Origin of the sequence: Microbacterium commune (assembly GCF_014836945.1) — a bacterium.
GTDB lineage: Bacteria > Actinomycetota > Actinomycetes > Actinomycetales > Microbacteriaceae > Microbacterium > Microbacterium commune.
Window position 1 is genome coordinate 1,969,648 of record NZ_JACSPX010000001.1, and the last position, 19,392, is coordinate 1,989,039.

Sequence of the window (19,392 nt, forward strand, 5' to 3'; positions counted from 1 at the left end):
CTGGCACCGACGCCGGGGGCCTGAACCCGGTCAGCTCTGCGCCACCCGCACCGACACGATGCTGCGCACAGGGAGAGTGCGCTCGACATCCGCAGCCCGGTCCCTGCCGCGCAGGCGCCCGCCGCCGAGGCCCGACGCCTCGAGAGTGAGCTCGCGTCGCGAGCCGTCCGGCATCGCGACCTCGACGATCACGACCGTCTTCGCCCGCACGGCGGCCTCCAGCTCGCGGTCGAGCCACGCCGCATCCGCATCCGGACCCTGGTGTGAGCGCAGCCGAGCGATCAGGACGTCGTATCCGCTGTCGTCCTGCACGTCGGCGTCGGCGGTTCGAGCACGCCTCGCGGCGACGCTGCGGCCCTCGCGGTCGACGAGGGTCGCCGGGTAGCGGGCGTCCGTCAGTGCCCAGGCGACCGCCTCGGCGCCGACCCGCGAGATCAGCGCGTCGTCCTCGCGGATCAGACCGAGCGGACGCAGGTTCCGATCGATCTCCATCGCCGCGAGCAGGTGCGCGTCTGCGCTCGTCACGACCGTGCCGCCCTCGGCATCCGGACGCACCCGGACGAGGCCGTGCCGCGCCGCCGTCTGCCCGACGAGGTACTCCAACGGCTGCGGAACGCCGGTCAGCGAGATCTCCTGCAGGAAGGCGAGGATGCCCTCCTCGGTGCCTCCCTCGACGAACGCGCGCGAGACCGACGCCGCGGTGAAGCGGTACGACGAGGCCTGCGCGGGATCGTGCTCTGTCATCGTGCGCAGGCGATTGTCCAGGGAGGGCTGCAGCGGTCCCGGGGCGATCGCGCTGAGATCGTTCTGCAGGAAGATCCGGTCGACCTCGGAGGGAAGCAGCGCCTGCAGCGCCGAACTGTCGAAGGGCTCACCGGTGTGCAGTGCGGCGCCCCACTCCGGCACCGTCCACCCGCCATCGGGCCCCCCGGCCAGCAGTCCGATCCGCCACGCCAGCTCGCGCAGGTGCGCGGCTCGTGCCGGCCAGTGCGGATCCCAGGGGTGCAGCAGCGGCCAGTCGGATGCCGCGGCGCCGCGGATGCCCGAAGCCAGCGAGTGCGCGAAGTGAGAGGCCACGTGCGCCCAGCGCTCGGGGAAGGAGGCATCCAGCCAGCGCTGCGCGTCGGCGGTGAGGCGCAGCTCCCGCTCGACGGGCCGCGCGAGATCCGCGAGCTCGGCGAGGTCGCGCAGCTCGTCGAGGTCTCCGTCATCGACCAGTCGGCGCTTCTCCGTTGCGCTCAGCGCCCCCGTCGCCACCAGCGCCAGCGGCGTCGTGCGGGCGGCGAGCAGCAGCTCTGCCAGCCCGCCGATCGTCGCGAACGCGCGCTCCGCGGCGCGCGCCGAGTCGATGTCGGATGCCGGCGCGGAGGGCGCATCCTCGGCATCCGGGATCTCGGGCAGGTCCTGGACGAGCGTGCGCACCGGGGGCAGCATCCGTCCGTCGACATCGAGCAGCCCGAGCGCGGCATCACCGAGGCGGACGCGGTCATCCGGCGCTGCGGCGCGCAGCGCGCGCGCCTCGGCCCTGCTCAGACGCGCCAGGGCGCGCTCGATCGACGCGGGTTCGAGAAGCGCCTCGGCGGCGTCGAAGAAGTCGGTCCACCCGACCTCGGGGCGCACGGCCCGCTCACGCAGCACCCGCTCCAGCTGCGCGTCGCTCGCCGAGGCGAGCTGGTCAGCCAGCGGACGGGCGTGTGTGCTCATGGTCAGGATCCGGAACCCGCGCGTCCCCTGCGAGCCCAGCTGAGCACGAGCAGCGTGATGATCATCAGGAAGGCGATCGGCAGGCCGAACAGGGGCAGCCCGGCGACGAAGGGCCAGATGCCTCGCCCGAACGCGGACTGATCCATGCCGACGGCAGTGCCGATGATGATCGAGAAGAAGCAGATCACGGACACCGCAGCCAGGACGAGCGCGGTGAAGGCGAGGAGTCGCTCGAGCCGCCCGGTCTGCGGCGCGCTGGTGTCGTCATGCTTGGTCATCGCTCTCAGCGTATCCCCTGGCGGCACGAGGGGGCGGGTAGGCTGGAGGGGTCGCGCCGCCGCGCGACGTCTCCGCTCCGTGTTTCAGTGAGGTTCGCCCATGCCCACCGGCAAGGTCAGGTTCTACGACGACGAGAAGGGGTTCGGCTTCATCGCATCCGATGACGGCCAGGACGTCTTCCTGCACGCCTCTGCCCTTCCTGCGGGCGTCTCCGTGAAGAAGAACGCCCGCGTCGAATTCGGCCTCGCCGATGGTCGCCGAGGTCCGCAGGCGCTCTCGGTGCGGGTGCTGGACGCCCCGCCCAGCCTGGCGAAGGCCGCTCGCAAGCCCGCCGACGACATGGCCGTGATCGTCGAGGATCTCGTGCGGATGCTCGACGAGATGGGCGGCGATCTCCGCCGCGGCCGCTACCCCTCCGCCACCCGGAGCCGCACAGTCGCCGCTGTCCTGCGCAAGGTCGCTGATGACCTCGACGCCTGACGCCCTCGCCGAGACCGCGCGCGAGCTCGCGCTCGCGGCGCTGCACGAGATCACCCCGCCGACGACCGTGGGCCCCTCTGCCGGGTACTCGGTGGAGGAGAGCGGGGCGGTCTCGCTGCGCTTCCAGAACCGTCTGCCCGGATATCCGGGCTGGTTCTGGACGGTCACGGTCGCCCAGGTCGACGACTCCGAGCCGACGGTGCTGGAGGTCGAGCTGATGCCGGGCGACGGCGCGCTGCTCGCGCCCGACTGGGTGCCGTGGGCCGAGCGCCTCGCCGAGTACCGCGCGCACCAGGCCGAGCTCGCCGCGCAGACCGCCGACGCCCCCGTCGACGACTCGCACGAGGACGACTCCGAGGACGACGACTCCGATGACGAGCATCCCGAGGACGACTCGGACGAGGATGTCTCGCCGCGCCTGCACGCCGGCGATGTCGACGGTGTCGACATCGACGAGCTCGACGACTCCCTCGACGCAGACGCCTCCGAGGAGAGCGACGACGAGTCCGAAGACGACGCGTCCGAAGACGACGACGAGTCCGAAGACGACGAGTCCGACGACGATGACGAGGACCCCGACGAGTCCGAGTGACCGATGCGGTCGCCGTGCCGAACGGGATCCCCTCGACCACGACGCCCCCTCTGATCCGATCGGATCAGAGGGGGCGTCGGTGCACGGGGGTGGTGTGGCGAGCGCGCCGCTTTCAGCCTCGGTGTGCGAGCACGTGCTCGATCGAGCGGATCAGCTGGCGCACGTCATCCGGTTCGATCGACACGAAGGTCGCCACGCGCAGCTGATTGCGACCGAGCTTGCGGTACGGCTCCGTGTCGACGATGCCGTTCGCGCGCAGCGTCTTCGCGAGAGCCGCCGCATCGACGCTGTCGTCGAAGTCGATGGTGGCGACCACCGGCGACCGGTGCGCCGGGTCGTCGACGAACGGGGTCGCCACGTCCGAGGCGGCCGCCCAGTCGTAGAGGAGCCCGGACGACTCCGCGGTGCGTGCAGCCGCCCAGCTGAGCCCGCCGGCCGCGAGGATCCACTCGAGCTGGCTGTCGAGCAGGTGCAGCGTGGTGAGCGCCGGCGTGTTCAGGGTCTGATTCAGCCGCGAGTTGTCGACCGCGTTCTTCAGGCTGAGGAACTCGGGGATGTACCGGCCCGATGCGGCGATGCGCTCGATCCGGTCGATGGCGGCCGGCGACACCGCAGCGAACCACAGCCCGCCGTCCGAGCCGAGGTTCTTCTGCGGTGCGAAGTAGTAGACGTCGGCCTGGGTGACGTCGAAATCGATGCCTCCGGCGGCGCTGGTGGCGTCGATGACGGTGAGCGCCCCGTCGGCGACGACCCGTCGCACGGGTGCTGCGACGCCCGTCGACGTCTCGTTGTGCGGCCAGGCGTACACATCGACGCCGTCCACGACCTCCGCAGCGGTCAGCGAGCCCGCGTCGGCGGTGCGCACGTCCGGCGCGGTGAGCCACGGTGCGGCGGCAGCATTGGCGAACTTGCCGCCGAACTCCCCGAACACGAGATTCTGGCTGCGGTGCTCGATGAGGCCGAAGGCCGCGGCATCCCAGAACGCCGTCGACCCGCCGTTGCCGAGGATGATCTCGTAACCCTCCGGCAGGCGGAACAGCGCGGCGAGGCGCTCGCGCACGCTGCCGACGAGGTTCTTCACCGGCGCCTGGCGGTGCGACGTGCCGAGCAGGTCGGCACCCGCCGCGGCGAGGGCCTGCACCTGCGCGGCGCGGACTTTCGAGGGGCCGCAGCCGAAGCGTCCGTCGGCGGGCAGGAGTTCGCGGGGGATCTCGATCGACATGGGTCGATTGTAGAGGTGGCGCGCTCGGGAACCGCGCCCTGTGACGGCTCCGGCACCGGCCGGAAGGTAGGCTTGCCTAAGAACTTCGGAGGGCACGAATGACCGACCTGATCGACACGACCGAGATGTACCTGCGGACCATTCTCGAACTCGAGGAGGAGAACATCGTGCCGCTTCGCGCCCGGATCTCCGAGCGTCTCGGGCACTCCGGCCCCACGGTGTCGCAGACCGTCGGGCGGATGGAGCGCGACGGTCTCGTCGTCGTGTCCGAGGACCGTCGCCTCGAGCTCACCGACGACGGCCGTCGCAAAGCGGTCGACGTGATGCGCAAGCACCGGCTCGCCGAGCGGCTACTCTCCGACGTGATCGGTCTCGACTGGGCGTACGTGCATGAAGAGGCCTGTCGCTGGGAGCACGTCATGAGCGAGCAGGTCGAGCGCCGTCTCGTCGAGCTGCTCGGGCACCCCACCGAGTCGCCGTACGGCAATCCCATTCCCGGACTCGACCAGCTCGGCGACATCGAGACGCCGGCTTTCGAATCCGGAGTGGTGGGCCTGGTCAAGAAGCTGGATGCCGCCGGCGGCCCCATCACGGGCACGGTGCGCCGCCTCGCCGAGCCCGCCCAGGTCAGCCCCGAGCTGCTCGAGCAGCTGCGGGACGCGGGTGTGATGCCGGGCGCGCGCGGCGACTACCGGTACAGCGAGGGCTACGTGCTCATCCAGATGGAGGGCAGCGAGACCGGCCTCGAGCTTCCCGTCGAGCTTGCCTCGCACATCTTCCTTGTCGGGGAGAATGGCTGATCAGGGCTACTTCCTTGGCGGGTGGAGCCGATTGCCAGGTTCGCGGGGTGACAGAATCGTTATCTTCCGGTAACCTCGGTCGAGTCGTCGGAGAAGAAGCCCGCCGATGACGAATCGCGAAGATCGCCTCCCTGGCTCGTCGTCTTCGCGAAGAGATCGCACAACGTGCCGTGTGACATACGTGCCCGATAAACGACATTGCTGACGAGCCTGCGCTACCCGAAGCGCGGAGGCGCAGGAGGAATCCCTTTTGGCCCAAGAAATCGTCCCGACCGAGCCTGCGGGCACCCCGAAGCCTCAGCGTCGGCGAGCTCCTCGCGGAGCCCGCTCGAGCGTCAAGCCCATGCGCACCGTCGCCATCCTCGGCGCCGTGGGTGCGCTGGTCGCCGGAGTCGCTCTGCCCGCGCTGGCCTCCACGAAGACCGTTCCGAGCGCCGCCGCCACCACGCTGCAGCAGATGGCATTCGATGACGCGCAGTCGCTCGTGGTCGCATCCGAGGCGACGAGTGCCCCGCTCGAGCGCGGCACCTACTCAGCGACGACTCCCGATGAGATCGCGAAGAAGAAGGCCGAAGAGGCCGCCAAGGCGCGCGCCGCCGCGGCAGCCCGCGTCGCCGCCAGCTCCGGCGCCCGCGGTGGCAGCATCAGCAATGCCGATCTTCAGCTCATCTCGGCGGGGTCCGGCGCCGTCCGCTACCCGCTGCCGCAGGGCTCGTACTCCGTCAGCCGCACCCTCAGCGGCGGCCACAACGGCGCCGACATGGTCGCGCCGGCCGGCACCCCGATTTTCGCCGCCACGGGCGGTGTGGTGCGCGTCTCGTCCGAGAGCCACTTCGGCTACGGCGTGGCGGTCGTCATCGACTCCGTCGTCGGAGGCAAGCGGGTCTCCACCCTCTACGCCCACATGATCAACGGCTCACGCGCCGTGCAGGCCGGACAGACCGTCGAGCCTGGGCAGTTCATCGGCAAGGTGGGCAACACGGGACGCTCCTACGGCGCCCACCTGCACTTCGAGGTCGAGGTCAACGGGTCGCTCGTCGAGCCGATCGGCTGGCTCCGCGCCAACGCCGGCTGATCGGAGCCGTTCAGAACCGCTGCATCCTCTGTTCACGCGGATGGGTTACCCTGAACGCGTCGTCGAACGGACGGGAGGAAGCCGATGAGCTCGATACCGGGCATCCGCACCATGGATGCACTCGGTCGTCTGGTTCTTCGGCAATGCCCGCAGATCCATCTCGGTCCGACCGAGCGCAAGAGGCGCTGTCTGTAGACAGCGCCTCTTGCTGTATCCGCGTCCCCTCCTCATCCGTCGACGTCGTGTGAGTCGAGAGTGCCGGGAAGCCATCCCGGCGGATCGAGAGGATGACGACGATGCGCACACTGGTCCTGAACGCCGGATACGAACCGCTGACGGTGGTCTCGTTCAAGAGAGCCATGGTGCTCGTGATGAACGACAAGGCCAGCGTTATCGAGCGGGTCGAGAATGATCCCGTCATCGCGGGGCGGCGACGGTTCGACCGCCCCGTGGTCATCCTGCTCACCCGGTACGTGCGTGTCCCGGCCGCGCGCCGGCAGCCGGTCACCCGTCGCGGAGTGCTTCGGCGCGACGAGCATCGCTGTGGATACTGCGGGAAGGCGGCGTCGACGATCGACCATGTGATGCCGCGCTCGCGCGGGGGAGGGGACAGCTGGGAGAACCTCGTCGCGTGCTGCCTGCGGTGCAACAACGCCAAAAGCGACCGCACGCCGCAGGAGATGGGCTGGGAGCTGCATCGCACACCTCGAGCCCCGCACGGCGGAACGTGGGTGGTGCGCGGAGTGGAACGGGGCGACCCGGTGTGGGAGCGATACCTCGCGCTGGCGGCCTAGGCTCAGGCCGGCGACTAGACTTGTCTGGCGCCTTCGTAGCTCAGTCGGATAGAGCGGCCCTCTCCTAAAGGGCAGGTCGCAGGTTCGAATCCTGTCGAGGGCACGACGACGCAGGGAGCCACCCGGAGGGTGGCTCCCTGCGTCGTCTATCCGCCCGCCTATATCGTGGGCTCAGTGCGCGGCGTGATACGCCTCGAGCACGTCGGCGGCGATGCGCCCGCGCTCGGAGACCTTCATGCCCTGCTTCTTCGCCCATTCACGGATCTCGACCGTCTCGGATGTTGCCGCCGAGCGGCGTCGCGGTGCGGAAGAGCGCGTCGCGGTGGACCCGGCGGCGCGCCGGCCCGCCTCGATGTACGGGGCGAGTGCGTCGCGCAGCGCCTCCGCGTGGGAATTCGTCAGATCGATCTCATAGGCGACTCCATTCAGTGCGAAATGAACGGTCTCTCCTTCGCCCACCTCGAGAAGCGTTCCATCGATATCGTCGACCAGCTGGTGCACAATTCTTCGAGCCATGAGAATAAGGTATTTCAATTCCTGAGGCGTGCACAATCGACGCGCGCATTCATATTTCGAATGCATCGCGCGAAATGTCTTCGCGGGTCAGGGAAGAAGGCCCGCGCGCCTCGCGCGCGCCACCGCCGCATGGCGTGTGGACGCGTCGAGTTTCGACATCGCAGCGCTCAGATACGCTTTCACCGTGCCTTCGCGCAATCCCAGCTGCGCGGCGATCTCGGCATTCGTCGAGCCGAGCGCGGCACACGCGAGCACATCCGTCTCGCGCGGCGACAGTCGCACGGTCGAGAGCGGCTGCGTCGTCGTGGGCGGCTCGGGCGATGATGCACCCACCAGGCGTCGTTCGATCGCGGCGATCCGCTCTCGGATCCTCTCGTCGCTGACCGATGCGGCGATGCTGCGCAGCTCGGCGAAGCTCTCTCTGAGATCTTCGAGGTGCGAGCCCTGCACGGCCGCATCCCGCCGCATCGATCGCATCCGCCGCTCCACCTCGTCTCGGATGCGCAGCTCGTTCGCGACATCTTGCGCCACGGCCATCGCCGGCGCGGTGGTGACGCCGCCGACGCGCGACTCTTCCCACGCGCCCGCGTAGAGCACGCCCCGCGGGCGTCCCTCGACGACGATCGGCAGTGCGAGCAGGGTGCGCAGACCCTCGCCGAGCACGAACACGTCGTAGTCGTGCGTGATGTGCTGCGATGTGCGGTAGTTGCTCGTCATCCGAGGTCGGAGCTCGATCATCGCGCGTCCGCCGAGCCCGCGCTCCGGCCGCACGGTCAGCCCTTCGAGGCTGTGCGTGCGATTGCCGACGATGCTCGTCACCCGCACGACACCGTCTTCGATGAGCCCGCCGAATGCGACCGGGAAGCGGGTGCGACGGGCGAGTTCTCGCACGCCGGCGGACACGGGGTCGTCGGCGACCCCTCGGTGATTGTCCGATTGCACTGATACCAACTTTCGGGGGTGACGACAGGGCCCGCCCGTTTCGTAGCGTCGACGATACCACCGCGTGAATTCCTTCACGCGGACGACGGACATGTGGCAAGGAGGCCCCATGACTCAACCGACGACGCACGATTCCGCTCCGGGAATCGACTACATCGCTGTCGAGGAATCGGACAGATTCCAGGGATTGAGAAGACTGCAGCGCTCGTTCATCTTCCCGATGGCCGGGTTCTTCCTCATCTGGTATTTCGCTTACGTGCTGCTGGCCGCGTTCGCGACGGATTTCATGAGCCAGCGGGTATGGGGTGACATCACGGTCGGCCTGCTCATGGGGCTCGGCCAATTCGTCACGACTTTCGTCATCACGATGGCCTATGTGTCCTTCGCGAACCGACGTCTCGATCCGGTCGCGACCGAGATCCGTGAAGAGCTCGAGAAGGCGGAGGCGAAGGCATGACGACGACCCATCTGGCCGCCGAGGCGGTGCAGAACGACCCCGTTCTGAACATCGCGATCTTCGGCGCATTCGTCGCGGTCACCCTGTTCATCGTGATCCGCGCCAGCCGCAACAACAAGACGGCAGCCGACTACTACGCCGCGGGCCGTTCGTTCAGCGGCACGCAGAACGGCTTCGCCATCGCGGGCGACTATCTGTCCGCCGCGTCGTTCCTCGGCATCTGCGGAGCGATCGCGCTGAACGGGTACGACGGATTCCTCTACTCGATCGGCTTCCTGGTGGCGTGGCTCGTCGCGCTCCTGCTGGTCGCGGAGATGATGCGCAACACGGGCAAGTTCACGATGGCGGACGTGCTCTCGTTCCGTCTCAAGCAGCGGCCCGTGCGCATGGCGGCGGCTCTCACCACCCTCGCCGTCTGCTTCTTCTACCTGCTCGCGCAGATGTCAGGGGCAGGCGGGCTGGTCTCGCTGCTGCTCGGCATCGACGACCGGATCGGCCAGTCGCTGGTGATCGCCATCGTCGGCGTGCTCATGATCGTGTACGTGCTGATCGGGGGGATGAAGGGCACGACCTGGGTGCAGATCGTGAAGGCGGTGCTGCTCATCGCCGGTGCCCTCGCGATGACGCTGTGGGTTCTCGCCCTGCACGGCTTCAGCCTGAACACGCTGCTGGAGAGCGCAGTCGACAACTCACCCAGCGGAGAGAAGATCCTCGGCCCTGGTCTGCAGTACGGCGCGAACCCGCTCGACTTCCTCTCGCTCGGCATGGCGCTCGTCCTCGGCACGGCGGGCCTGCCGCACGTGCTGATGCGCTTCTACACCGTGCCCACGGCGAAGGAGGCGCGGCGGTCGGTCGTCTGGGCGATCTGGCTCATCGGCGGGTTCTACCTGCTGACCCTCGTGCTCGGGTACGGGGCCGGCGCGCTCGTCGGACCCGAGCGGATCGCTGCGGCGCCGGGCGGCGTGAACTCCGCGGCGCCGCTGCTCGCCCAGGCCCTGGGCGGTCCGCTGCTGATGGGCTTCATCTCGGCGGTGGCGTTCGCGACGATCCTCGCGGTCGTGGCAGGCCTGACGATCACCGCAGCCGCATCGTTCGCACACGACATCTACTCGAACGTGATCAAGCGCGGCAAGGACGGCACGGGGACGGCCGACCCGAACGGCGAGGTCAAGGTGGCCCGGCGCACGGTCATCGTCATCGGAGTGCTCGCGATCATCGGCGGCATCGGCGCTCAGGGGCAGAACATCGCCTTCCTCGTCGCGCTCGCGTTCGCGATCGCGGCGTCGGCGAACCTGCCCACCATCCTCTATTCGCTGTTCTGGAAGCGCTTCAACACCCGCGGCGCGGTGTGGAGCATGTACGGCGGCCTGCTCGCGGCCATCGGTCTCATCGTGATCTCCCCGGTGTTCTCGGGCAACGACAAGGCGATGATCCCCGGGATCGACATCGCGATCTTCCCGCTGAACAACCCGGGCATCGTCTCGATCCCGCTGGGCTTCCTGCTCGGCTGGATCGGCACGATCACGGCGAAGACGGCCGAATCACGCGCCCTCGCCGCTGAGATGGAGGTGCGCTCGCTGACCGGCTTCGGCGCCGAGAAGGCGGTGGATCACTAGGTCTCTCCCCAGAGATACCCGAACGCCGCGTCCCTCGCGCGGCAGGAGCGGAGCCCGGCGGCCTACACGCCGGGCTCCGCTTCGTTCGGCACCTCGTCCCCAGAAGGCGACCGCCGCCGCGCCCCAGCGCGGCCGGATCACGACCGCGCGGCCGACGCCTCGCGCTCGAGATCGAGCAGATACCGTTTGCGTTCCGGATGCGCGCCGTAGTGGCCGGGTGTGCCGTCGGAGCGGATCACGCGGTGCACGGGGACGATCACCGACAGCGGAGTGACCCGGCATGCGGTGCCGACGGCTCGGGCCGCACCGGGGCTGCCGGCGATCACCGCGACCTCTCCGTAGCTCATGGTCTGGCCCCACGGGATGCCGCAGACGGCCTGCAGCGCGGATCGGGTGAATCCGTCGACCAGACTCCAGTCGAAGGCGAAGCGCTCGTCGAATCGCACGGGCCTCCCGTCGAAGTACTCGTCGAGCGCCAGGGTGAGCTCGTCCGCGGCGCCGGGCGACGACACCGGCATCTCGCCGATGCGTCGGCTGACGCTCTCGAGAAGCCATGGCACCCGCGGATCCGCCGACTCCGACAGGTCGAAGCTGACGATCCCGGCATCCGAGAAGACCGCGAGCGCGTCGCCGAACGGCGTGGGTGCGAAGTCGTAGCGAAAGGTCATGCCCCCCATCCTGCTCCCGGCCCCCCGCCCCTGGAGTGCGGCGATCGCGGAGCCGGTGCACAACCGCGACCGGCGGATGCGCTGTGCAGGGAGATACGCGGGAGCAGGCGGAATCGTCGCGAAACGGCCGGGAATACCGCCGGTCGCGTCGGTCGCGCCTAGGCTTGCCGTGTGTGGCGACGAGAGGCGAAGGATGCTGAGCGCGCGACCCAGCCGGTCGCAGTGACGCTCGGCGATCTCAGCGACTCGTCGACAGGCGTCGGCATCGCACACGCGGCCGAGGAACGACGCACCACCCTGCGGGCGCAGGCGGCAGATCTGGGCGGGGCATCCCCGCTCATCAGCTTCGTCGACGCGCCCGAATCCGTCGTCGACATCTCCCGCGCCCATCCCGGCAGCCTGCCGCAGTTCATCACCGGCCGCTCCACTCTTCTCTCCAACCTGTTCCGCGACGAGGTGGGGCTGCGCACCGCGCGCATGGCGGCCGAGCGGATCACCGCGCGCAACACCGAGCTGCGCACGGTGCGCGGCATCGACGCCGTGCGCCTCGCGGTGGGGATCGCGCGATGGCGCATCGGCGGCGCGCAGTTCGCCGCGCCCGTGCTGCTGCGTCCCCTGGCCATCCGCCGTCATCACGCCGACTTCGAGCTGAAGCTGCACGGCCGCTTCGAGGTGAACCCCGAGCTGGTGCGCGTCGCGCGCGAGCACTTCGGGCTCGAGCTCGACCCGGTCGGCCTGGCATCCCTCGCGTACGACGGCGGCATCTTCAAACCGCAGCCGGTGATCGACCAGCTGCGGGCGCTGACCCGCTCGATCGACACCTTCGCGGTGAACCCGCGCCTGGTGGTGTCGACCTTCGCCGACGTCGCCGATGCCATGGTGCGCGACATGGTCGACCTCGACTATCCCGTGCTCAACGCGCTCGCCGGGCACGTCGGCGACCGCGAGCAGGTCACCGCTCCCCGCCCGCTGCCCGCCGCGGCCGGGCCGGATGACCGGGCCCCCGCCTCGGAGAGCCTTCTGCTCGACGCCGACTCCGAGCAGGAGGAGGTGCTCGCTCGCATCGCCGCCGGGCACTCCCTGGTCGTCTCGACGCTGCCGGGCACCGGGGGCACGCAGACCGTCATCAACGCGCTGGGCGCTCTCGTGCGCTCCGGTCGTCGCGCTCTGGTCGTCTCGGCTCGCAGGTCGACGCTCGACGGCGTCCGGCACCGTCTCGCCGGCGTCGGTCTCGATGCGCTCGCCGTCTCTCCGAACCGCGCCCGTCGCGACCTCATCACCGCGATCGCGCGCTGCGAGAAGGCCACGCAGCCGAAGGCCGCCGAACTCGACGAGGCACTCGTTCGTCTGCGCACCGTGCTCCGTGACTATCGCGGGGCGCTGGGCGAGCCGGTGGGGCGCACCGGAGCATCCGTCCTCGACGCCACCAGAGAGCTCGCTCGACTCGCCGCGCTGCCCGTGCCGCCGTCGACCGGGGCGCGCCTGTCGATGGACACGCTCGAGAAGCTCGCCGGAGACCGCAGCGATGCGGCCCAGGCCCTCACCCGTGCCGCCAAGCTGGGGGAGTTCCGCTTCGGCCCCGACGACTCACCCTGGTACGGCGTCAGCTTCGACAGCACTGAGGCCGCCCAGCACGCACACGAGCTGGCGGGGCGGCTGCACGGCTCGGCCGTGCCCTCGCTTCTCGAGCGCGGGTACGAGCTGATCGCCCAGACGAGCATGCGGCCGTTCGGCACGATCGACGAGCTCGGCGAGTACGTGCGGCTGCTGCAGGGCATCCGGGATTCGCTCGACCGCTTCAGCCCGACGGTCTTCGAACGCCCGCTCGGCGAGCTGATCCAGGCGCACGGCTCGCGCCGAGACGCCCCAGGTATGTCGTCCGCCAACCGGCGCAGGCTCAAGAAGCTCGCTCGCGAGTACGTCCGCCCCGGCGCTCACGTCTCGGAGATGCACGAGGCGCTGCTTCGCATCCAGCAGCAGCGCACGCAGTGGCAGCGCTACGTGGAGGCGGGGGTCGCACCGCAGGTTCCGCTCGGACTCTCCGATGTGCATGTCGCGTGGCAGCGGGTCTCGGCGGAACTGGCTGATCTCGATCGCGCACTGGGTCGCCGCGAGCCGCTCAGCTCCCTCCCCGTCGCGCGTCTCGTGCGCACCCTCTCCGGCCTCGCCGCCCGCTCCGCCGTGTTCGACAACCTCGTCGAGCGCACGCAGATCCGCGACGCGCTCGCCGGTCTCGGTCTGCGCCCACTGCTCTCCGATCTCTCGGTGCGTCACGTGCCGGAGGAGCGGGTCTCCGCCGAGCTCGAATTCGCCTGGTGGCAGTCGCTGCTCGAACGCGCTCTGCAGGACGACCGGTCGCTGCTCGGTGCCAACACGGCGGTCGTCGACCGCCTGGAGCGCGACTTCCGTCTCGTCGACGAGGCGCACACCGCGATGGCCGGCCCGCTGCTCGCCTGGAACCTGGCCAGCCAGTGGCGCATCGCGATCGTCGACGAGCCCGATCAGGCCGCGCACCTGCGTCAGGCGCTCAAGTCGGGTGAGGCCACCACCGCCGAGATCGTCTCCGCGGCCCCGGATCTCACGCGCGTGCTCGCACCGGTGTGGATCGCCTCGCCGTACGAGGTGCCGCTGATCCCCGAGTCGGTCGAGTTCGACGCCGTGCTGCTGGTGGATGCCGCCGCCGTGAACCTCGCCGAGACGGCGCCGGCGATCCGCCGCGCACGCCAGATCGTCGCGTTCGGCGACCCGGTGACCCAGCGCCCCACGCCGTTCACCGTCGCCACGGTGCCCGACCCGGAGTGGGAGGCGGAGGTCGACTTCGATGACGTGTCGGTCTTCGAGCGTCTCGCCGAGCTCTTCCCCGTGATGACACTCACCCGCAGCTACCGAGCCGGTGGCGAAGACCTCGCCGAGCTCATCAACGACGCGTTCTACGGCGGCGAGATCGTGTCGCTGCCGTGGGCGGGGTCGTATCTCGGGCGCGGCAGCCTCACCGTCGACTACGTCGAGGGGGGAGTGGGCGCGCCCGACCCGGATTCGGGAGCTGTCGAGAGCCCGGATGCCGAGGTCGCCAGGGTGGTGACCCTCGCCGTCGAGCACGCGATCCATCGTCCGGCCGAATCCCTCATGGTGATCACCGCGAGCCGCAGGCACGCGGAGCGGGTGCGGGCGGCCGTGGCATCCGCCTTCGCCGGACGATCCGACGTCGCCGACTTCGTCAGCCGCGACACCGCCGAGCCGTTCGCCGTCCTCACGCTCGAGGAGTCCGTCGCCGAGAGCCGCGACCGCGTGATCTTCTCGCTGGGCTTCGGCCTCACCAAGCACGGCCGGGTGCTCAGTGACTTCGGCGACCTCTCCCAGCAGGACGGCGAGCGACTGCTCACCGTCGGGATGACCAGGGCGCGCCGCTCGATGGTCATCGTGTCGTGCATCCGCCCGTCTGCGTTCGACGAGGGGCGGCTGGAGCACGGCGCGTCGACCCTGATGTCGATCCTCGGCGGACTCGCCGCCCGCGGCCGCGACGCGCGTCTCGAGGATCTCGCCGACCCGCTGACCCTCGCTCTGGCCCGCGAGCTGCGCCGTCTCGGCGCCTCGGTCGACGTCGACTACCGCGGCCTGCTGCCGCTGGTCGCGCAGCACGACGGACGCGCGGTCGTCATCGAGTCCGATGCCGAGATGCGCGGCGAGTCGCTGCGCGAGAGCGTGCGCCTGCGCCCGCAGGTGCTGCGCCGGCTGGGCTGGCACTATGTGCGCGTGCACGCCTTCGACCTGTACAGCGATCCCGCCACCGTCGCCCGGCGCATAGCGACCGTGCTGGGGATCGATGAGGACGCGGTGCGCGCCGAGAACGACACCCAGCCCTTCGATCTCGATGGATGACGAACGGCAGCGGATCGTGCGCGTCGCGGGCGCGCGCCGCGCGAAGCTGACCCGCGTGGAAGGCACGACCTCCGAGCCGCACGTGAAGAGCGCACCCTCGGCCCCGACCGATAGCGAGCGCGGACCGAACGACGAGCGGATGCTGCGCGAGGTCCCGCCGCACTACTGAGATCCGTCGACCGCCGATCGGACGCCCGACTCGAACCAGTGGATCGGACGCCCGACCCGAACGAGCGGGGCGTCCGATCGACGGGACGCGATCAGCGGATGCCGGCGTCGCGACGCAGCAGGTCGCGGATCTCGATGAGCAGCTCCTGCTCGGTGGGCAGGGTCTCCTCCTCGACGGCCGGGTTCTTGGCGGCCTTGCGCTCCTTGTAGGTGTTCATCGGCACGACGAACACGAAGTACACGACCAGCGCCACGGCGAGGAAGCTGATCACGGCCGAGATCAGCTCGCCGATCGGGAAGGTCACCGGGTCGCCGTAGATGTTGTCGACGGTGAAGCCGAACTTGCCGGCATCGTCGGCTTTGAAGACCATCGCGACCAGCGGGGTGATGATGCTGGACACGACCGCGCTGACGATGGCGGTGAACGCCGTGCCGATCACGACAGCGACGGCGAGGTCGATGACGTTGCCCTTGGTGATGAACTCCTTGAATCCCTGGATCATCCGCTTACCTCTCACAGTGGGACCTCAGCTCGAGGCCGGGGTCGCCGCGGGCGCCGGGGTGGCGGCCGTCGACGTCTCCGCCTTCGATGATGCCGAACCCGAAGCCGGGGCGCCAGCGGCTCCTCGAGAGTCCGTGCGGTAGAAGCCGGAGCCGTTGAAGGTCACACCGACCGATCCGTACTGCTTGCGCAGCGCTCCGCCGCACTCCGGGCAGAGGGTGAGCGAATCCTCCGTGAAGGACTGCACGGCGTCGAAGCGGTGGTCGCACGCGGTGCAGGCGTAGGCGTAGGTGGGCATGGAATGCTCCTGTCAGTTCCGCGCGGGCGACAGGGTGATGGTCTGCGTCGGGGTGACGATGCCATCGACCGGCTGGTCGTGCACTTCGCGCGGCAGCGAATCGAGTACCTCGGAATCATAGATCACCGCGTACACGGGCGGGCGGCGCTCCATCGAGCCGAGGGTCTTGTCGAAGTACCCGCGACCCCAGCCGAGTCGCGTGCCGTCGCGGTCGACGGCGGCGGCCGGGATGAGCATCAGATCGACGTCGTTCACGGCGATGGGGCCGAGCACCTCGCCGGTCGGCTCGGTCAGCCCGAACAGTCCCTCGCCGACCGGGGCGGAGTCGTCGGCGACCGCCCAGTCCAGAAGCCCGTCGGCGCGGCTGATCGGAAGCAGCACCCGGATGCCGCGTCGCACGGCGGCCTGCACGAACGGCATGGTGCCCGGCTCGGTCGTGGTGGAGAGGAAGCACGACACCGACCGCGCTCCGTGCGCGTCGAGCAGGGCGTCGAGCTGGGCGGCGAGTCCCGCGGCCGCCTCGTCGCGCTGCGACTGGGACAGGATCTGACGGCGTTCGCGCAGTTCGGCGCGCAGCGCGCGCTTCTGCTGTTCTGCTTCGCTCCGCATGCCCCGATCATACGGGGGCGGGTCCGCCATCCCGCCGGTCGGGGAAGGGAGCCGGCCACTAAGCTGAGCGGCATGCGCACCATGAAGGCGGTGATCCCCGCTGCGGGCCTGGGAACCAGGTTCCTGCCGGCGACGAAGGCGATGCCGAAGGAGATGCTCCCTGTCGTCGACAAGCCGGCCATCCAGTACGTGGTGGAGGAGGCCGTCGCCGCCGGGATCCAGGACATCCTGGTCATCATCGGTCGCAACAAGAACGCGATCTCGGATCACTTCGACTCGGTGCCCGAGTTGGAGGTGCGCCTGCAGGAGAAGGGCGACCACGGGCGCCTCGAGCGGGTGATGAAGTCCAGCGATCTCGCGGACATCCACTTCGTGCGGCAGGGGGAGCCGAAGGGGCTCGGTCACGCGGTGCTTCGTGCGCGCACGCATGTCGGCGACAGCTCCTTCGCCGTGCTGCTCGGAGACGACCTCATCGATGAGCGGGACCCGCTGCTGACCGAGATGATCGCGACGCACGAGCGCACCGGCGCTGCCGTCATCGCGCTGATGGAGGTCGACCCCGGTCAGATCCATCTCTACGGCGCTGCCGCCGCGGTCCCGACCGAGACCGAGGGTGTCGTGCGGGTGGACGGCCTGGTCGAGAAGCCGTCGCCGCAGGACGCTCCCTCGAACCTCGCGGTGATCGGTCGCTACGTGCTGCCGCCCGCCGTCTTCGACATCCTCGAGCGCACCGAACCAGGCAAGGGCGGCGAGATCCAGCTGACCGATGCCCTGCAGGATCTCGCCGCCGACCCGGCGGGCCCCGGCGTGGTGGGCGTGGTCTTCGGCGGACGGCGCTACGACACGGGCGACCGTGCCGACTACATCAAGGCGATCGTGCAGCTCGCCACCGACCGCGACGATCTCGGCGAGGAGCTGCGCCCGTGGCTCAAGCGGTTCGCAGCCGATCTCTGATCGGGAGGAGACGATGTCGAACGACATCCTGCCCGTGATGCGGTACGGGTCTGTGAGCCTGCGACTGGTGAGACCGCGCGACGCGAGGGTGCTTCAGCGCGAGCTGCTCGAGAACCGCTCCTGGCTCCAGCCCTGGGAGGCGACCATCCCCGGCGGCAGCGGGGGCTTCGACATGAGGGCGGCGATCCGTCGGCTCCTGCAGCAGCATCGTGACGGCGCCGGGTATCCGTTCGTGATGGAGTACGAGGGAGAGGTCGCGGGGCAGCTCAACATCTGGGGTGTCGCGCGGGGGTCGCTCGCCTCGGCGACCATCGGGTACTGGGTCAGCGAGCGCTTCGCGGGCCGAGGCGTCACCCCGACCGCGGTGGCGATGGCGACCGACGCCGCGTTCGACCAGCTCGGTCTGCACCGAGTGGAGATCTGCATCCGTCCCGAGAACCGCGCGAGCCTGAGAGTCGTGCAGAAGCTCGGATTCCGCTACGAAGGGCTGCGGCGGCGCTACATCCACATCGACGGCGACTGGCGCGATCACCACGCGTTCGCTCTCACGCAGGAGGACGTGCCCCGCGGGGTGCTCTCCCGCTGGGTGAACGGGGAGGTTCCGCCTGCTGCTGAGCTGCCTTCGCCCGACGAGGGACAGAGCTGACGGGCGCGACACACGCGCAGGAATGATCGCGTCTGAGCTCAGCCGCGCGCTACCGTGGTCAACATGGATGGGCCGGTGCTGAGTGGGGGCGTGATCGTCCTCGTCGCCGTGCTGCTCTGGGTGCTCTACTTCGTGCCCAGCTGGCGCGGGCGACACCAGTACTACGCGGCCGAGCGCAACGCCGTCCGGCTCAATCAGGCGCTGCGGGTCCTCGCCGAGACGAGTGAGACCCCCGACGAGGTGCGCCTCGAGCTGACCGCGCGCACGGCTCTCGCCCAGCAGCGGCTCGCGAAGCGGCTGCAGGCGGAGAAGGAGAACGCCCAGCTCGAGCGTCTTCGCGAGGAGCTCGCCGCCACACGTCGCGATCCGATCGTGCGGCAGGCGCGGGCCCGACGCCGCACGCGCCTCGCGGCGACAGCATCCGTCTTCACTGCACTCGTGATGCTCAGTGCCGGCATCTGGCAGATCGTCGCCACCGGCAGCTGGATGCTGGCCGCCGGGGGAGTCGTCCTCGCTGCGCTCGGAACGACGGTGCTGGTGCGCATGGCTCAGGTCGCGAGCCGGAGCGCGGCTCGCCTGGCGCGCCCCGTGACGGCGCCGGTCGCCGAGCGCGTGTCGCCGCCGCTGCACGACCAGGGCCCCGCCGTGTGGACGCCGCGTCCGCTTCCGCAGCCGCTCGTGAACGTCGCCGGCTCGCGTGCTCAGACCGCGCAGGCCGAGATCGACGCTCGAGCGGAGCGCGAGCGGGCAGCCCGTCGCGCCGAGCTCCGCCGTCGTGCCGAGGAGCTCGCTCCGCCGGCGCCCACCTCGCTGCCCGTCGCGCCCGCCGCCGCTGAGGCGTCTCCGTACGCGGGGATGGGTGTCGTGGACGATGCCGAGATCGAAGCCCACGTGCGTCAGCTGCTTGCGCGTCGAGCAGTCGGCTGAGTGCGTGATAACCTGAACTCTGTTCACGGGCCTATGGCGCAGTTGGTAGCGCGCCTCGTTCGCATCGAGGAGGTCAGGGGTTCGAATCCCCTTAGGTCCACATCGTGACAAGAACCCCCGCGCTGAGGCGCGGGGGTTCTTGCGTTTCCGGGGCCGGCCCCGCGCCGGCTGCCGCCGCGCCGGCTGCCGTCGTGTTCGGGGTCCGGAGAGGGTTTTGTGCTGGTGGTGGGTGTTTTTGGTGGGGGTGGGTGGGGGTGCGACACG

21 protein-coding genes and 2 tRNA genes are annotated in these 19,392 nt (G+C 69.8%); 14 read left to right on the forward strand and 9 right to left on the reverse strand.

What is annotated here, in order from left to right; all coding sequences use genetic code 11:
- Positions 1 to 30 precede the first annotated feature (30 nt).
- Both H9633_RS09225 and H9633_RS09230 read right to left on the reverse strand, forming a co-directional pair.
- A complete protein-coding gene (locus H9633_RS09225; protein WP_191712862.1) occupies positions 31 to 1,704 on the reverse strand; it encodes a helicase-associated domain-containing protein in 1,674 nt (557 codons plus the stop codon).
- A gap of 2 nt (positions 1,705 to 1,706) precedes the next feature.
- Positions 1,707 to 1,982, reverse strand: a complete 276-nt coding sequence (locus tag H9633_RS09230) for a multidrug ABC transporter ATPase (protein WP_071640578.1) — start codon at positions 1,980 to 1,982, stop codon at positions 1,707 to 1,709.
- A gap of 100 nt (positions 1,983 to 2,082) precedes the next feature.
- Here H9633_RS09230 and H9633_RS09235 point away from each other — a divergent pair, with 100 nt between their 5' ends.
- Positions 2,083 to 2,463 carry a cold-shock protein gene (locus H9633_RS09235; protein WP_071640579.1) on the forward strand — a complete coding sequence of 127 codons (381 nt, stop codon included), beginning with the start codon at positions 2,083 to 2,085 and terminating at the stop codon, positions 2,461 to 2,463.
- Complete coding sequence (locus H9633_RS09240) at positions 2,447 to 3,055, forward strand: DUF3027 domain-containing protein (RefSeq protein ID WP_191712863.1); 609 nt, start codon at positions 2,447 to 2,449, stop codon at positions 3,053 to 3,055. The genes H9633_RS09235 and H9633_RS09240 overlap by 17 nt, the downstream gene beginning before the upstream one ends.
- A gap of 112 nt (positions 3,056 to 3,167) precedes the next feature.
- Here H9633_RS09240 and serC read toward each other — a convergent pair whose 3' ends face one another.
- Entirely contained in the window at positions 3,168 to 4,277 is a 1,110-nt protein-coding gene (gene serC / locus H9633_RS09245; RefSeq protein WP_191712864.1) for a phosphoserine transaminase, read from the reverse strand.
- A 98-nt stretch (positions 4,278 to 4,375) separates the two neighbouring features.
- Between serC and H9633_RS09250 the strand changes: the two genes are divergently transcribed.
- The 4 genes from H9633_RS09250 to H9633_RS09265 all read left to right on the forward strand — a co-directional run bounded on the left by H9633_RS09250 (position 4,376) and on the right by H9633_RS09265 (position 7,049).
- Entirely contained in the window at positions 4,376 to 5,077 is a 702-nt protein-coding gene (locus H9633_RS09250) for a metal-dependent transcriptional regulator (protein WP_191712865.1), read from the forward strand.
- Between the two features lie 343 nt (positions 5,078 to 5,420).
- Positions 5,421 to 6,152 carry a M23 family metallopeptidase gene (locus H9633_RS09255; protein WP_191712866.1) on the forward strand — a complete coding sequence of 244 codons (732 nt, stop codon included), beginning with the start codon at positions 5,421 to 5,423 and terminating at the stop codon, positions 6,150 to 6,152.
- 296 nt (positions 6,153 to 6,448) lie between these two features.
- Positions 6,449 to 6,946, forward strand: coding sequence for an HNH endonuclease (locus H9633_RS09260; protein ID WP_071644796.1), 498 nt, complete (start codon positions 6,449 to 6,451; stop codon positions 6,944 to 6,946).
- Between the two features lie 29 nt (positions 6,947 to 6,975).
- Positions 6,976 to 7,049, forward strand: a tRNA-Arg gene (locus tag H9633_RS09265).
- A 68-nt stretch (positions 7,050 to 7,117) separates the two neighbouring features.
- Here the strand turns inward: H9633_RS09265 and H9633_RS09270 are convergent.
- Both H9633_RS09270 and H9633_RS09275 read right to left on the reverse strand, forming a co-directional pair.
- Positions 7,118 to 7,462, reverse strand: a complete 345-nt coding sequence (locus H9633_RS09270; protein ID WP_071644791.1) for a histone-like nucleoid-structuring protein Lsr2 — start codon at positions 7,460 to 7,462, stop codon at positions 7,118 to 7,120.
- Between the two features lie 87 nt (positions 7,463 to 7,549).
- Complete coding sequence (locus H9633_RS09275) at positions 7,550 to 8,404, reverse strand: LuxR C-terminal-related transcriptional regulator (RefSeq protein ID WP_318247243.1); 855 nt, start codon at positions 8,402 to 8,404, stop codon at positions 7,550 to 7,552.
- A gap of 109 nt (positions 8,405 to 8,513) precedes the next feature.
- Between H9633_RS09275 and H9633_RS09280 the strand changes: the two genes are divergently transcribed.
- Both H9633_RS09280 and H9633_RS09285 read left to right on the forward strand, forming a co-directional pair.
- The gene (locus H9633_RS09280) at positions 8,514 to 8,861 is read left to right on the forward strand and encodes a DUF485 domain-containing protein (RefSeq protein WP_071644793.1); all 348 of its coding nucleotides are present in this window, start codon (positions 8,514 to 8,516) and stop codon (positions 8,859 to 8,861) included.
- Positions 8,858 to 10,477 (forward strand): solute symporter family protein, encoded by a 1,620-nt coding sequence (locus H9633_RS09285; protein ID WP_071644794.1) that lies wholly within the window; start codon positions 8,858 to 8,860, stop codon positions 10,475 to 10,477. The genes H9633_RS09280 and H9633_RS09285 overlap by 4 nt, the downstream gene beginning before the upstream one ends.
- Positions 10,478 to 10,614: 137 nt before the next feature.
- On the opposite strand, the gene H9633_RS09290 is transcribed toward H9633_RS09285, so the two are convergent.
- On the reverse strand, positions 10,615 to 11,145 hold the full coding sequence (locus tag H9633_RS09290; protein WP_191712868.1) for a methylated-DNA--[protein]-cysteine S-methyltransferase: 531 nt from the start codon (positions 11,143 to 11,145) through the stop codon (positions 10,615 to 10,617).
- A gap of 171 nt (positions 11,146 to 11,316) precedes the next feature.
- On the opposite strand from H9633_RS09290, the gene H9633_RS09295 reads away from it, so the two are divergent.
- Positions 11,317 to 15,024 carry an AAA family ATPase gene (locus tag H9633_RS09295; protein ID WP_404802960.1) on the forward strand — a complete coding sequence of 1,236 codons (3,708 nt, stop codon included), beginning with the start codon at positions 11,317 to 11,319 and terminating at the stop codon, positions 15,022 to 15,024.
- On the forward strand, positions 15,017 to 15,193 hold the full coding sequence (locus tag H9633_RS09300) for a hypothetical protein (RefSeq protein WP_177243872.1): 177 nt from the start codon (positions 15,017 to 15,019) through the stop codon (positions 15,191 to 15,193). Before H9633_RS09295 ends, H9633_RS09300 begins: the two co-directional genes overlap by 8 nt.
- Positions 15,194 to 15,284: 91 nt before the next feature.
- On the opposite strand, the gene mscL is transcribed toward H9633_RS09300, so the two are convergent.
- From mscL to H9633_RS09315, 3 genes are read right to left on the reverse strand one after another with little or no spacing between them, the layout of a single operon-like run.
- Positions 15,285 to 15,695, reverse strand: coding sequence for a large conductance mechanosensitive channel protein MscL (mscL, locus tag H9633_RS09305; RefSeq protein ID WP_071644787.1), 411 nt, complete (start codon positions 15,693 to 15,695; stop codon positions 15,285 to 15,287).
- Between the two features lie 24 nt (positions 15,696 to 15,719).
- Positions 15,720 to 15,992 (reverse strand): FmdB family zinc ribbon protein, encoded by a 273-nt coding sequence (locus tag H9633_RS09310; RefSeq protein WP_071644786.1) that lies wholly within the window; start codon positions 15,990 to 15,992, stop codon positions 15,720 to 15,722.
- Positions 15,993 to 16,004: 12 nt separating this feature from the next.
- On the reverse strand, positions 16,005 to 16,601 hold the full coding sequence (locus H9633_RS09315) for a 5-formyltetrahydrofolate cyclo-ligase (RefSeq protein WP_191712869.1): 597 nt from the start codon (positions 16,599 to 16,601) through the stop codon (positions 16,005 to 16,007).
- An 81-nt stretch (positions 16,602 to 16,682) separates the two neighbouring features.
- Here H9633_RS09315 and galU point away from each other — a divergent pair, with 81 nt between their 5' ends.
- The 4 genes from galU to H9633_RS09335 all read left to right on the forward strand — a co-directional run bounded on the left by galU (position 16,683) and on the right by H9633_RS09335 (position 19,228).
- Positions 16,683 to 17,555 carry a UTP--glucose-1-phosphate uridylyltransferase GalU gene (galU, locus tag H9633_RS09320; protein WP_225211362.1) on the forward strand — a complete coding sequence of 291 codons (873 nt, stop codon included), beginning with the start codon at positions 16,683 to 16,685 and terminating at the stop codon, positions 17,553 to 17,555.
- Positions 17,556 to 17,592: 37 nt separating this feature from the next.
- Positions 17,593 to 18,201, forward strand: a complete 609-nt coding sequence (locus tag H9633_RS09325) for a GNAT family N-acetyltransferase (RefSeq protein WP_191712991.1) — start codon at positions 17,593 to 17,595, stop codon at positions 18,199 to 18,201.
- Between the two features lie 63 nt (positions 18,202 to 18,264).
- Complete coding sequence (locus H9633_RS09330; protein WP_191712870.1) at positions 18,265 to 19,128, forward strand: hypothetical protein; 864 nt, start codon at positions 18,265 to 18,267, stop codon at positions 19,126 to 19,128.
- Positions 19,129 to 19,155: 27 nt separating this feature from the next.
- Positions 19,156 to 19,228: transfer RNA gene (locus tag H9633_RS09335), tRNA-Ala, on the forward strand.
- The last annotated feature ends 164 nt before the right edge of the window (positions 19,229 to 19,392 follow it).